This window comes from Novosphingobium sp. KACC 22771, from assembly GCF_028736195.1.
Lineage (GTDB): Bacteria > Pseudomonadota > Alphaproteobacteria > Sphingomonadales > Sphingomonadaceae > Novosphingobium.
Genome location: NZ_CP117881.1, coordinates 2,990,986 through 3,003,774, shown reverse-complemented (window position 1 = coordinate 3,003,774; position 12,789 = coordinate 2,990,986). Strand labels below are relative to the sequence as shown.

The 12,789-nt window shown below is 64.2% G+C and carries 10 protein-coding genes; 8 read left to right on the top strand and 2 right to left on the bottom strand.

Annotation, left to right across the window (positions count from 1 at the left end; all coding sequences use genetic code 11):
• The 8 genes from PQ467_RS13860 (at position 1) to PQ467_RS13825 (ending at position 11,080) form a co-directional block, all read left to right on the top strand.
• Positions 1-2,022, top strand: a complete 2,022-nt coding sequence (locus tag PQ467_RS13860) for a preprotein translocase subunit YajC (RefSeq protein WP_274173963.1) — start codon at positions 1-3, stop codon at positions 2,020-2,022.
• Positions 2,023-2,042: 20 nt separating this feature from the next.
• The gene (locus tag PQ467_RS13855) at positions 2,043-3,239 is read left to right on the top strand and encodes an XrtA/PEP-CTERM system-associated ATPase (protein WP_274173962.1); all 1,197 of its coding nucleotides are present in this window, start codon (positions 2,043-2,045) and stop codon (positions 3,237-3,239) included.
• A 25-nt stretch (positions 3,240-3,264) separates the two neighbouring features.
• Positions 3,265-4,167 carry an XrtA system polysaccharide deacetylase gene (locus PQ467_RS13850; RefSeq protein ID WP_274173961.1) on the top strand — a complete coding sequence of 301 codons (903 nt, stop codon included), beginning with the start codon at positions 3,265-3,267 and terminating at the stop codon, positions 4,165-4,167.
• Complete coding sequence (locus PQ467_RS13845) at positions 4,164-5,243, top strand: FemAB family XrtA/PEP-CTERM system-associated protein (protein WP_443192949.1); 1,080 nt, start codon at positions 4,164-4,166, stop codon at positions 5,241-5,243. The genes PQ467_RS13850 and PQ467_RS13845 overlap by 4 nt, the downstream gene beginning before the upstream one ends.
• 9 nt (positions 5,244-5,252) lie before the next feature.
• A complete protein-coding gene (locus PQ467_RS13840) occupies positions 5,253-6,488 on the top strand; it encodes a TIGR03087 family PEP-CTERM/XrtA system glycosyltransferase (protein WP_274173960.1) in 1,236 nt (411 codons plus the stop codon).
• Positions 6,485-8,026 (top strand): exosortase A, encoded by a 1,542-nt coding sequence (gene xrtA, locus PQ467_RS13835; protein ID WP_274173959.1) that lies wholly within the window; start codon positions 6,485-6,487, stop codon positions 8,024-8,026. Before PQ467_RS13840 ends, xrtA begins: the two co-directional genes overlap by 4 nt.
• An 11-nt stretch (positions 8,027-8,037) precedes the next feature.
• Positions 8,038-9,948, top strand: a complete 1,911-nt coding sequence (locus PQ467_RS13830) for an XrtA/PEP-CTERM system amidotransferase (protein WP_274173958.1) — start codon at positions 8,038-8,040, stop codon at positions 9,946-9,948.
• Positions 9,949-10,123: 175 nt separating this feature from the next.
• A complete protein-coding gene (locus PQ467_RS13825; RefSeq protein WP_274173957.1) occupies positions 10,124-11,080 on the top strand; it encodes a crotonase/enoyl-CoA hydratase family protein in 957 nt (318 codons plus the stop codon).
• A gap of 38 nt (positions 11,081-11,118) precedes the next feature.
• Here the strand turns inward: PQ467_RS13825 and zapE are convergent, their stop codons facing one another.
• Entirely contained in the window at positions 11,119-12,258 is a 1,140-nt protein-coding gene (zapE, locus tag PQ467_RS13820; RefSeq protein ID WP_274173956.1) for a cell division protein ZapE, read from the bottom strand.
• Positions 12,259-12,276: 18 nt separating this feature from the next.
• Positions 12,277-12,684: a hypothetical protein gene (locus tag PQ467_RS13815; protein WP_274173955.1), complete on the bottom strand. Its 408-nt coding sequence runs from the start codon at positions 12,682-12,684 to the stop codon at positions 12,277-12,279.
• Positions 12,685-12,789 lie beyond the last annotated feature (105 nt).

The window sequence follows — 12,789 nt, the reverse complement described above, 5'->3', positions numbered from 1 at the left end:
ATGCCTCATCGTATTTCTGTTCTGGCGCTGGGTGCGGTTTTGGCGGGGCTTCCGCTGGCCGCCGCCGCGCAACCGCGCCAGACCGCCGCTCAGACACAGGGTCTGAATGAAGCGGCGATGCAGGCCATCGCCCCCAATCTTGCCGACAACACGATCCAGACCGTCGATACCGGCCGCGACAATGGCGCGCAGGCGGTGATCCGACAGGACGAGGCCATCGGGGCCAACCCCTATACGCCTTTTTCCTATGACAATGACGTGACCTATACGCAGGCCGATGGCGTGCGCAACAGCAGCACCAACCGCCGCGAAACGCCTGCCGACCGCGCGGGCCGCTATTACGGCGCGGCCTACAGCAGCGGCGATCTGGCCGCGGCGGCCTATTCGGACGATGATTACAATTCGACCCGCGGCAAGACCACGATGAAGCCGCGCCGCCTTGGCGTGTTCGATCAGGGCACGGTGGACAAGCGCCGTCTGGCGATACGCCCCTATATCGAGGCGGCACAGGTGGTGCAGGCCAATCTGGGCTCGCGTCAGGCGCTGGCCTATAATGACGATGTCGTCACCTATTCGACGCTGGCGGCGGGCGCGGATGCCACGATCAACGGGCGCAACAATCAGGGCGTTATTTCCGCCCGTTACGAGCGCCGCTTTACCTGGAACCGCAAGAGCAACACCGATGGCGTGACGGGCATTGCGCGCATGTCCTCATCGATCGTGCCCAATGCGCTGCGCATTGATTACGGCGGTTTTGCCAACCGCACCTACGTGACGGAAACCGGCGCGGCCTTTGGCTCGAACGCGGTGGGGGCTGATTCGCTGACCCAGGTTTACTCGGTCTATGCTGGTCCCACGCTGGCCACGCAAAAGGGCGATGTGGCCGTGACCGCGCATTATCATGCCGGTTACACCGCGCTCAATTCGCAGGGCAATGTCTCGGCCAATGGCGTTTCGGCGGGCGTTGACCGGCTGGATCATTCCACCGTGCAGGAAGGCCGCTTTGCCATCGGCAACCGTCCGGGCGAGGGGCTTCCCGTTGGCCTTGGCGTGGATGCGGGCGTCTATCAGGAAGACGTCTCGAACCTGACCCAGCGGGTCAGCGACAAGCATGCGCGCGCCTCGATCACCATCCCCGTGGCCGATGACGTCTCGCTGGTGGGCGGCGCGGGCTATGAACATGTGCGGGTTTCGGCGCGCAACGCCAAATTCGACAGCGCGGGCAATGTGGTGGTCGATGCCAATGGCCGCTATGTCACCGACTATTCGCAAGGCCGCCAGATCGCCTTTGATACCGAGGGCCTGATCTGGGACGCGGGCGTTGTCTGGCGCCCCAGCCGCCGCACCAATATGGAATTCCATGTCGGCGAGCGTTACGGGCGTCTGGGCGGCTATGGCTTCATCAATTATCAGCCCGACGATCATTCCAGTTTCAATCTGGTGGTCTATCAGGGCGTGACGGGCTTTGGCGGGGCGCTCACCAACTCGCTCTTCAACCTGCCCACCCAGTTTTCCACCGTGCGCGACGCGATCACCGGCAATCTGTCGAGCTGCGTTGCGGCGGCCACCTCGGGCAATTGCCTTGCCGGGTCGATCGGTTCGGTCAATTCCACGGTCTATCGCGGCAATGGCTTCTCGGCCGGTTATTCGTTTGACCACAGCCGCCTGCGCGGCGGTATCGGCTTTGGCTATGAGCGCCGCCAGTACATCACCGCGCCCAACACCATTCTGGCCAACATCAACGGCAAGGTGGACCAGTATTATTGGGTCTCGACCTATCTTGGCTATCACGTGACGCCGCGTTCGACCTTTGGCGCGACGCTCGACGGGTATAAATATGTCAGCGGGCTCAACACCGCGCAGGGCGATATCAACGCCATTCGCGCTGTGGGCCTTTATCAGTATTACGTATCGCGCCATCTGACGGCGACCGCATCCTTGGCCATGGACGGGATCACCCGCGAAAAGGCCGATGACCTGTGGAGCACCGCAGCCGCGCTTGGTATGCGTTACACCTTCTGATCCCATTGGGGAGAGCAAGAATGTTCGATAATTTCTATGGTTTCACCGGGCGTCCCTTTCAGCTCACCCCGGACCCGGCGTTTTATTTCGAGAGCCTGACCCATCGCAAGGCTTTGTCCTATCTGGGCTATGGCTTGGCGCAGGGCGAAGGCTTCATCGTCATCACCGGCGAGGTGGGCGCGGGCAAATCGACGCTGGTGGCCCATCTGATGGCCACCATCGACCGCAACCGCCTGACCGCGGCCCAGATCGTCACCAGCCGGTTGGACAGCGGCGAGCTGGTCCATGTCGTGGCGCAGGCCTTCGGGTTGAGCGTGCCGGGGCAGGACAAGGCGAGCGCATTGGGCGCGATCGAGAAGTTCCTGCATGACGAGGCGCGTGCGGGGCGCCGCTGCCTGCTGGTGGTGGACGAATCACAGAACCTTGCGCTGGGCGCGCTCGAAGAATTGCGCATGCTCTCGAACTTCCAGTTGGGCAGCCATCCGCTGCTCCAGATCCTGCTGCTGGGCCAGCCCGAATTTCGCGACAGCCTGCAGGGCCACCCCGGCCTTGAACAATTGCGCCAGCGCGTGATTGCGGCCCATCACCTCGACGCGATGGAGCCGGGCGAAATGGAGCCTTACATCATGCACCGGCTGCGACTGGTGGGGTGGAACGGCAATCCGACCTTTGACGCGCGCGTGTTTGACGAGCTTTACACCGCAACGGGCGGCGTTCCGCGCCGGATCAACCAGATCGTCAACCGCCTGCTGATCCTTGGCGCGGTGGAACAGCGCCAGCATATCGACGGCGTGATGCTGGCGCAGGTGTTGGCCGAACTGACGGCGGACGGCGGTTTGCAGATCGCCCCCGCGCCCAGCCAGCCCACCCCCGCCACGGCCGCCGCGCAGGGGCTGACGCTGCCCACAACGCCCGCCGCGTCCGCCATCCCGGCCCAATTCGCCGCCGAAGGGCTGACCCAGCTTCAGGCCGCCCTGGCCCAGCGCGACGGCCAGATCGCCGAATTGCAGCAGGCCGTGATCGAACTGGCCAATCAGGGCGACACATCGGGCCTTGAAGGCGCGGACGCCGCCCACAAGGCCGCCATCGAGGTGATGCAGGAGCGTCTGGCCAAGCTGGAAAGCCGGTTGATCGAGCAGGACCGCACGATCCGCCACACGTTGACCATGCTGATCGAATGGATCGAGCGCGACGAGGCCCAGCGCGTCGCGGCCTGATCCTGTCATCGGGAGGAACAGACATATGGTAGCCGAGATGCCGCTGGCAAAGGGGCCTGCCACGACCGGCCTGCTCAACGGCTTTTCGGTCGATGTCGAGGATTGGTTCCAGGTCGGCGCCTTTGAAAAGGTGATCGGCCCGGCCGATTGGGACAGTCTGGCCTGCCGGGTTGATGTCAACACCAACCGCCTGCTCGATATGTGCGCGGATCTGGGGGTGAAGGCCACGTTCTTCACCCTGGGCTGGGTGGCCGTGCGCCACCCGGCGCTGATGCGGCGGATTGTGGAGCAGGGGCATGAACTGGCCAGCCATGGCTGGGCCCACGCCCGCGTTTTCACGATGGATGCCGCCGGTTTTGCCCGCGACATTGGCGATGCGCGCAAGGCGCTGGAGGATGCAGGCGGCGCGCGCGTCATCGGCTATCGCGCGCCCAGCTTCTCCATCGACACCCGCACCCCATGGGCGCATGAAATCCTTGGGGAACAGGGCTATCTCTATTCCAGCAGCGTGGCCCCCATCGCCCATGACCATTACGGCTGGCGCGAGGCCCCGCGTTTTGCCTTTCGTCCGGTGGCGGGGGCCGATCTGATCGAAATCCCCGTCACGACCGTCGAGGCGATGGGGCGGCGCATGGCGGCGGGCGGCGGCGGTTTCTTCCGCGTGCTGCCCTATGCCTTCAGCCAATGGGCGATGCGCCGCGTCAACCGGCAGGATGAACGCCCGATCATCTTCTACTTCCACCCGTGGGAAGTCGATACGCAGCAACCTCGTGTTGCCAATGCTCCGCTGAAAAGCCGCCTTCGTCATTATACAAATATTGACGGGATGGAGATTAAGCTGCGGCGAATGCTTAAGGAATTCGCGTGGGGGCGTATGGATAACGTGGCGGCAACCGAGGCTTTACGCTTGGTGGAGTTCAAGCGGTGAACGCACCTTTTCGCCTCGATATGGATCTGCGCGTGGGGCTGGCCGATCTGGGCGACCCGGATGTGGCGCGTTCCATTGAGGCTTTTGTCGCCGCTCATCCCGAGGCGACGCCTTTCCACCGCCCTGTCTGGCTGCGCGCGGTGGCGCGGGGCACGGGCAATGATGCGCTGGCGCTGGTGCTGACCCGCTGCGGCGTGGTCGAGGGCTATCTGCCGCTGACGCAGGTGCATTCGCCGATCTTTGGCCGGGTCTTGGCGTCGAGCGGTTTTGCCGTTGGCGGCGGCGTGCTGGTCGCGCCCGATGTCGATCCTGCGCCTCTGTTCGCGGCGGTCGAGGAACTGGCGCTGCGCCAATCCAGCCCCAGTGTTGAATTGCGCGGCGGCCCGTTGCCCGAGGCCCGCGAAGGCTGGACCATCAAGCGCGAAAGCCATTGCGGCTTCATCCGCCCGCTGGCCGCCAGCGACGAGGCCGAATTGACCGCCATCCCGCGCAAACAGCGCGCCGAGGTGCGCAAGAGCCTTGCCGGCGATCTGAGCGTGGAAACCGGCACCGGCCCGGCGGACCGCGCCGCCCATTACGCCGTCTATGCGCAAAGCGTGCGCAATCTGGGCACGCCGGTTTTCCCGCGCGCGCTGTTTGATGCGGTGCTCGACGGGTTTGGCGATGATGCCGATATCCTGACCATCCGCCACGCAGGCGCCCCGGTGGCCAGCGTGCTGTCGGTCTATCACGCGGGCGCGGTCATGCCCTATTGGGGCGGCGGCACATGGGATGCGCGGCGGCTGCGCGCCAATGACCGGATGTATTACGAACTGATGCTGCATGCCCGTCGCCGGGGATGCACCCATTTCGATTTCGGGCGCAGCAAGACGAACAGCGGCGCCTATGATTTCAAGCGCAACTGGGGCTTTGATCCGCAGCCGCTGTCCTATGGCGTATGGACCGCGCCCGGCGCGCCCAAACGCGATGCCGATCCCACCAGCGCGGCCCATTCGCGCCGGATCGACCTGTGGAAGAAGCTGCCCTTGCCGGTGGCCAATCTGATCGGGCCGTGGATCGCCCGTGGGCTGGGATAGGGGGCTGGGATGAGCACGGAAATCCTCTTTCTCTCGCACCGGATTCCCTTTCCCCCCAACCGGGGCGACAAGATCCGTTCGCATCACATCCTGCGCCGTCTGGCGCGGATGGCGCCGGTGCATGTGGGCTGTTTTGCCGACGATCATGCCGATCTGGCCGAAGAGGTCGAACTGGCCTCGCTCTCCCACTCCTACCGTCTGGTGCGCCGGTCAAAGCCGCTGGTGCTGGCCGGGTTTCAGGCGCTCAAACAGGGCAAGCCTATCAGCCTGACCGCCTTTCGCGACGAGAGCATGGCGCGCTATGTTCGCGACATGCTGTCCAGCGGGCGGATCGGCACGATCTATGTCTTTTCGAGCCAGATGGGCCAGTATGTGCCCGATGATTTCACGGGCCGGGTCATCATGGATTTCGTCGATGTCGATTCGGCCAAATTCGACGCCTATGCCGAAAAATCGCGCGGGCCGATGGGCTGGGTCCATGGCCGCGAGGGGCGCCTGCTGGCCGCCGAGGAGGCGCGCCTTGCCCTGCGCGCCGATTACAACCTGCTGATCAGCCGGGCCGAGGCAGACCTGTTCGAGCAAAGGCTGGGGCCTGTGGCGCGTCAGGCGCGGATCGAGGTGTTGGGCAATGGCATCGATTCGGAATTTTTCGATCCGTTACAGGTCGGTCCGCAATGTGAAATGGCGGCCATGCCGGGGCCGCGCCTGATCTTCACCGGCCAGATGGATTATCAGCCCAATGTGGCCGCTGTGATCCGCGTGGCGCGCCATATCCTGCCGCAGGTGCGCCAGCGCCATGGCGATGCCAGCTTCCATATCGTGGGCCGCAATCCCACCGAGGCGGTCAAGGCATTGGGCAGCGTTGCGGGCGTCCATGTGTGGGGCCGGGTCGATGACATTCGCCCGTGGCTCAAGGCGGCCGATATGGCGCTGGTCCCGCTCGACATTGCGCGCGGGGTGCAAAACAAGGTGCTGGAGGCCATGGCGATGGAATTGCCGGTGGTGCTGACGTCGGCGGCGGCCAATGGCATTAATGCGGTGGCCGGGCATCATTTTGCCGTGGCCGACAGCGATGAGGCGCTGATCGCGCTGGTCAATGATCTGGCCGACCGCCCCCATGCGGGCAAGGCGATGGGGATCGATGCGCGCCGCCTTGTGGTCGAACGGGCCAGTTGGCAAAGCACGCTGGCGCCCCTGACCGAAATGCTCTCGGCGCCGCCGCGCAAGTGGCGCGATGCGGCGTGAGCCTGAGCCTGTCTGACATCAGCCGTCCGGGATGGGCGGTGGATCAGGCATGGCGCGCGGGCCTGGCGCGGCTGGGGTTCGTCTGGGCGGGACTGATCGCGGTGTTCTGGCGCGATTGGGCGGCGATGGGGCACCAATGGTGGGATTCCTCCACCTATAATCACATTCTGATGGTTCCGGCCATTCTGGGCTGGCTGGTGGCGCAAAGGCTGCCTGAACTCTTTGCCTTGCCCGTCGGCCTGTGGCGGGGCGGGCTGGGGCTGATGGGGGCTGCGCTGCTGCTCTGGGCGCTGGGCGCATTGGCCAGCGTGGCGCAGATCACCCAGATCGCGGCGGTGGCGATGCTGATCGCGGCGGTGCCTTTGGTGCTGGGGCTGCGGGCGGCACTGGGTCTGTTGTTTCCGCTGGCCTATATGGGCTTTCTGGTGCCCTTTGGCGATGAAGCCATTCCGCTGCTCCAGACGATCACTGCCAAGATCACCATCGCGTTGGTCCATATCAGCGGCATTCCGGCGCAGATCGACGGCGTGTTCATCGCCACGCCTGCGGGTCTGTTCGAGGTAGCCGAGGCCTGTTCGGGCGTCAAATTCCTTGTCGCGATGATCGCCTTTGGCGCGCTGGCGGCGCATGTGTGCTTTGTTTCATGGGGGCGGCGTGCCGCCTTTATGGCGCTGTGCATTGCCGCGCCGATCCTTGCCAATGGCGTGCGGGCGTGGGGCACGGTCTATGTCGCCCAGTTTTACGGCGCGGCGGTGGCGGGCGGGGTCGATCATATCATCTATGGCTGGTTCTTCTTTGCCGCCGTGATTGCGGCGGTGATTGCGGTGGGCTGGCGGTTTTTCGACCGGGCGGCGGGGGCGCCGATGCTGGATGCGGGCGCGGTGATGGCGCTGCGCCTGCCCGATACGCGCGGGATTTCGGCGGGGGCGTGCTTTGGCGCGCTGGCGGCGATGGTGATGGCCGCGCAAGGCTGGGTGATGGCGGCGGATCGTTTGGCCGCGCCGATGCCTGCGCGCATTGCCCTGCCCGAAGTGGCCGGGTGGCACCGGGTCGATTATGCCCCGCGCCATGCGTGGGAGCCGCGCGCGGGCGGGGCCGATCATCGCCTGCTGGGCCGCTATGCCGATGCGCAGGGGCATGAGGTGGACGTGTTCTTTGCTCTCTACGCCTCGCAGGGGCCGGGCAAGAAGGCGGGCGGTTTTGGCGAGGGGGCCTTGCCCCCCGACAGCGGCTGGTCATGGCAGGCGCCGGGGCCGGACGCGCCCGATGCCCACAGCGACCGTCTGCTGGCGGGCGGGCCGACCGAGAGGTTGGCCCAGACCAGCTATAAGACCGGCGATCTGGTGACGGGCAGCAATGCGCGGCTGAAACTGGCCAATATCATCGACCGCCTGTTGCTGCGTCGCCGCGCGACAATGCTGCTGATCCTCTCGGCCGAGGAGGGCGGGGCGTTTCACGCGGCCGATTCGCTGGCCGCGTTTCGGGCCAGCGCGGGGCCGATCGGCGGCTGGATGGACGCAGCGGCCAAGGGTTTGTAAGGGGTTCTCATATGTGTGGTTTTGCCGGAATCTTTCACCTTGAGACCCCCAAGCCGGTTGATCCGGCGCGGGTCGAGCGGATGTGCGATGCCATTGCCCATCGCGGGCCCGATGGCTTTGGCGTGTGGACCGCGCCGGGCATCGGCATGGGGCATCGCCGCCTCTCGATCATCGATATTGCCGGTTCGCCCCAGCCGATGGCCTCCACCGATGGCCGGGCGATGCTGCTGTTCAACGGCGAGATCTACAATTACCGTGAACTCCGCGCCGAACTGGCGGCGCAGGGGGCGGTGTTTCATACCGATGGCGACAGCGAGGTAATCCTGGCCGCCTTTCAGCGCTGGGGCGCGGATTGCGTGTCGCGCTTGTCGGGCATGTTTGCCTTTGCGATCTATGATCTGGATGCGCGCTCGCTGCTGCTGGTGCGCGACCGGCTGGGGGTCAAACCGCTGTTTCTGGCCGAATTGTCGGATGGCAGTTTGATTTTTGGCTCGGAACTGAAGGCGCTGATGGCACACCCCGGCCTGCGGCGCGAGATCGACCCTCTGGCGGTCGAGGATTACCTGACCTGGGGCTATGTGCCCGATCATCGCTCGATGCTGAGGGGCGTGGAGAAATTGCCCGCAGGCCATCTGATGATCCTGAAGCATGGCGCGCCCAAGCCAACCCCGCGCGAATGGTGGGATGTCAGCTTTGCCGAGCGGCGCAAGGGCAGCGCTGCGGACCTGTCGGCCGAACTCATCCATCTGATGCGCGATGCCGTGACCAGCCGGATGGTGGCCGATGTGCCTTTGGGTGCGTTTCTGTCGGGCGGGGTCGATTCCTCCTCGGTGGTCGCCCTGATGGCCGAGGCGAGCCATGCGCCGGTCAAGACCTGCTCGATCGGGTTCGACGTCAAAGCCCTGGACGAAAGCGATTATGCGCGGCGGATTGCCGAGCAATTCGGCACCGATCATCAAAGCCGCATCGTTTCGCCCAATGACTTCGAGGCGGTCGATCATCTGACCGCGATGTTCGACGAACCCTTTGCCGATGCCAGCGCCCTGCCGACCTGGCGCGTATGCCAGTTGGCGCGCGAGACGGTGACGGTGGCGCTCTCGGGCGATGGGGCGGACGAGGCCTTTGCCGGATACCGCCGCCATGTGTTTCAGCATGGCGAGGACCGGGTGAGAGGCATGCTCCCGGCCGGGCTGCGTCAGGGCGTGTTCGGCACGCTGGGGCGCTATTATCCCAAGGCCGATTGGGCGCCGCGGCCTTTGCGGGCGAAAACCACGCTGCTCAACCTCGCGCGGTCCAGCGAGGAGGCCTATACCGACGCGATCAGCGTGACGGGGCCTACGCTGCGCGACCGGCTCTATACCGACGAATATCGGCGGCTGCGCGGCGATTACCGGGCGGAACAGGCGTTTCTGGACTGCATGGTCCGCGCGCCTGCGCGCTCCGGGCTGGACCGGGCGCAATATGCCGATCTCAAATTCTGGCTGCCGGGCGACATCCTGACCAAGGTGGACCGGGCCAGCATGGCGGTCAGCCTGGAGGCGCGCGAGCCTTTGTTGGACCACCGGCTGATCGAATTTGCGGCTTCTCTGCCCGAGGCGATGCGCGTCAGGGGCGGGCAGGGCAAATGGCTGCTCAAGGATTCGATGCGGCGCTATCTGCCCGATGACATCCTGTTTCGACCCAAGCAGGGATTCGTCACCCCCATCGCGCAATGGCTGCGCGGGCCTTTGGCGGGCGAGGCGCGAAAAATCGCCGCGCAGGCCAAAGATGGCGGCGGAGCGCTGGGGCGGTTGGGGTGGTTAAATCCCATTAACCTTCATGAAATCGCAGAAGCGCATATTTCCGGGCTTTCTGACCATTCCCGCCTGCTTTGGCAGTTGCTGATGCTCGACAGGTCGCTTGTCCATCTGGGAATAGCCTGATACGCTTTGCGATCCCTGTAACAAACGGCCCGAAAAAATGTCTCATTTTGAGACAATTGTGCGTAAAAACACTTTGCAATCCGTGGCTTAGCATGCGTAAACTTTGCCCGTTACTGGAGAGCGGGAATGACGCAATCGCGCGTCATCTTCCGTAATCGGAAAGGGTCGTGACGAGATGAACCGGATCACCGGTGAAATGGGAAATTTGCCTCCCTATGGGGACGGGGGCGGCAATCATGGCATCTTCTTTACGCAGGAAGATCCGGCCCAGGCAGCCCTGAACCGGCTGGCTGTTCCCGAGGCGCTGACCGATCTTGAACAGCTCGATGTGCTCTATGACGATGCCGCCGGCGCGATCTGGACCTTTATGCGCCCCAACGGGCGGCCCAGCTTTACCCCGACGCTGCTGCGCGATTTCGAAAACTGGCAGGATCTGATTGCCGCCAATTTCGGGCCGGACAAGATCCCGCTGCGCTATCTGGTGCTGGGCAGCCGGACGCCGGGCGTATTCGGCTTTGGCGGCGATCTGGAACTGTTTCAGAGCCTGATCCGGGCGCAGGACCGCGCGGGGCTGGCGGCCTATGGCCATCGCTGCGTGGCGATTCTCGACCGCAACCGGCGCGCGCTGGATCTGCCTATTGTCACAATCGGGCTGGTTCAGGGGCAGGCGCTGGGCGGCGGTTTCGAGGCGGTGCTTTCGTTTGACTATCTGGTGGCGGAAAAAGGCGCGAGTTTTGGCCTGCCAGAGGTGATGTTCGGCCTGTTTCCCGGCATGGGCGCCCATGCGATCCTGTCGCGCAAGCTGGGCACGGCGGCGGCGCAGCGCATCATCCTGTCCAACCGCACCTACAGTGCGCAGGAGATGTATGATCTGGGCGTGGTGACGCATCTGGCCGAAAAGGGCGAGGGCGTGGCCTTTGTGCAGGATTTCATCGCCAAGAATCAGCGCCGCCATGGCGGTCTGGTCGCGGCGCAAAAGGCGATCCGGCGTGCCGCCCCGCTTGAACTGGCCGAATTGAACGACATCGTCGATCTGTGGGCCGAGGCTGCGCTGGGCCTGTCGGAAAGCGATCTCAAGCTGATGTCGCGTCTGGCCGGGGCGCAATCGCGCAACCATTCGGCGGTGGCATAAGGATAAAAGGGGGCGCTTTGCCGGGCGCCCCTTCCTATTTATTCTTCGCCATGCCCCTTGGCCATGTAATCCTGGCTCTGCATTTCGGTCAGGCGGCTGATCGTGCGGTCAAATTCAAAGCTGCCGGTGTCGGTGTCCTTGTCGCCCGCGTCATAGATGCGATCCAGCGGAGCGTCCGCCGTCACGAACAATTTGACCTTATGCTCATACAGCGCGTCGATCAGGGTGACAAAGCGCGCCGCCTCGTTGCGCGTATCCTTGCCCAGACGCGGGATGCCCACCAGAATGACCGTGTGATAGGCCCGCGCCACCGCCAGATAATCGGCCGCCCCGCGCGCATCACCGCACAGCTTTTTAAAGCTGAACACCGCCACGCCCTTCAGGCTCTTGGGCACATGCAACATGCGCCCGCCCCCCACATCGAGATCCGCCGAAGGCACATTGCGCGCATCCTCGGGCGGAAAGTCGGTCAGGCGGAAGAACACTTCGCGCACCCGCTCGGTCGCGGGCAGGCCCAGCGGGCAGTGCCAACTGCGGATACCGGCCAGACGTTCGAGTCGGTAATCGACCGGCCCGTTGAGCGTCAGCACATCCAGCTCGCCCTCGATCAGCGCGATAAAGGGCAGGAAATGCTCGCGGTTGAGGCCGTTTTTGTAGAGTTCGGACGGCGCGCGGTTGCTGGTGGTGACCAGCGTCAGATTGTGATCGTGGATCAATGCGGTGAACAACCGGCTCATGATCATCGCATCGGCTGAATTGTTGACGACCATCTCGTCAAAGGCCAGCACGCGTAAGCCTTCGGCAATGCGCGCGGCGACCTGGGGGATCGGATCGCCCGTCTCGCCCTGACGCACATCGCGCATGATCGCGTGGACTTCCTGCATGAAGGCATGGAAATGCACGCGCCGCTTTTCGGTGATGTTCAGCGTGTCGTGAAACAGGTCCATCAGCATGGACTTGCCGCGCCCCACCCCGCCCCACATGTAAACGCCGCGCGCGCGTACCGGCTTGCGCCCCAGCAGGCGGCCAAGGAACCCGCCGCCCGCAGGCGTGGCCTCCAGATCCTGCTGCAATTGGTTCAGCCGTTCGGCCGCCGCCGCCTGTTCCCGATCGACGCGCAATTCATGGGTATGGATCAGCGCCCGATAGCGTTCGATCACAGTAGCAGGCTTGACCATCGTAACGTCTTTGCACTCTCAATCGCAGGTGATGCGGGCCAGAATATCGCCGTCGCCATCGACCCGCGTGGTCAAGGGCATCGAGCGATAGATACCGCCGTCACGCTTCATTTCCGGCCCGTTGCCCTGCCAATGCAGTTTGCGGCCCGCGTCCGTCGTTTCGGCATAGGCGTAAAGCGGGATATCTTCAATCTGGGTCAGCTTCTCGCCCGTGGGCGCGCGCAGATACGAGCTTTCGCGCGGATTGAAATAGTACCAGCCCTGATCGTGCAGCCCCTTGTGATCGGTATAGTCCAGCAGGACGCGCAGCGGGCGGGCGCAGGCGTTCTGGACATAGATCTGACGCCTCGCCTGCGCGCAGGCTTGCTGCGCGCCGCCGACGAGGGCGGCAAGGGCGATGAGGCTGGCAAGGGTAGTGCGGAGCATCGTAAATTCCCGAGGATCAAGCGCGGATCGTAATAATTTACGTGTCGCTAACCCATTCCTACGCGCGGCATCAAGGGTTTCTACCCAGTTTAAACGCAAAAAGCG

Excerpts from the sequence above, each read along its gene's own strand:
- PQ467_RS13830 (WP_274173958.1), top strand. The coding sequence starts at position 8,038 with ATGTGTGGTTTTGCCGGAATCTTTCACCTTGAGACCCCCAAGCCGGTT.
- PQ467_RS13840 (WP_274173960.1), top strand. The coding sequence starts at position 5,253 with ATGAGCACGGAAATCCTCTTTCTCTCGCACCGGATTCCCTTTCCCCCC.
- PQ467_RS13815 (WP_274173955.1), bottom strand. The coding sequence starts at position 12,684 with ATGCTCCGCACTACCCTTGCCAGCCTCATCGCCCTTGCCGCCCTCGTC.
- PQ467_RS13850 (WP_274173961.1), top strand. The coding sequence starts at position 3,265 with ATGGTAGCCGAGATGCCGCTGGCAAAGGGGCCTGCCACGACCGGCCTG.
- PQ467_RS13855 (WP_274173962.1), top strand. The coding sequence starts at position 2,043 with ATGTTCGATAATTTCTATGGTTTCACCGGGCGTCCCTTTCAGCTCACC.
- PQ467_RS13860 (WP_274173963.1), top strand. The coding sequence starts at position 1 with ATGCCTCATCGTATTTCTGTTCTGGCGCTGGGTGCGGTTTTGGCGGGG.
- zapE (WP_274173956.1), bottom strand. The coding sequence starts at position 12,258 with ATGGTCAAGCCTGCTACTGTGATCGAACGCTATCGGGCGCTGATCCAT.
- PQ467_RS13825 (WP_274173957.1), top strand. The coding sequence starts at position 10,124 with ATGAACCGGATCACCGGTGAAATGGGAAATTTGCCTCCCTATGGGGAC.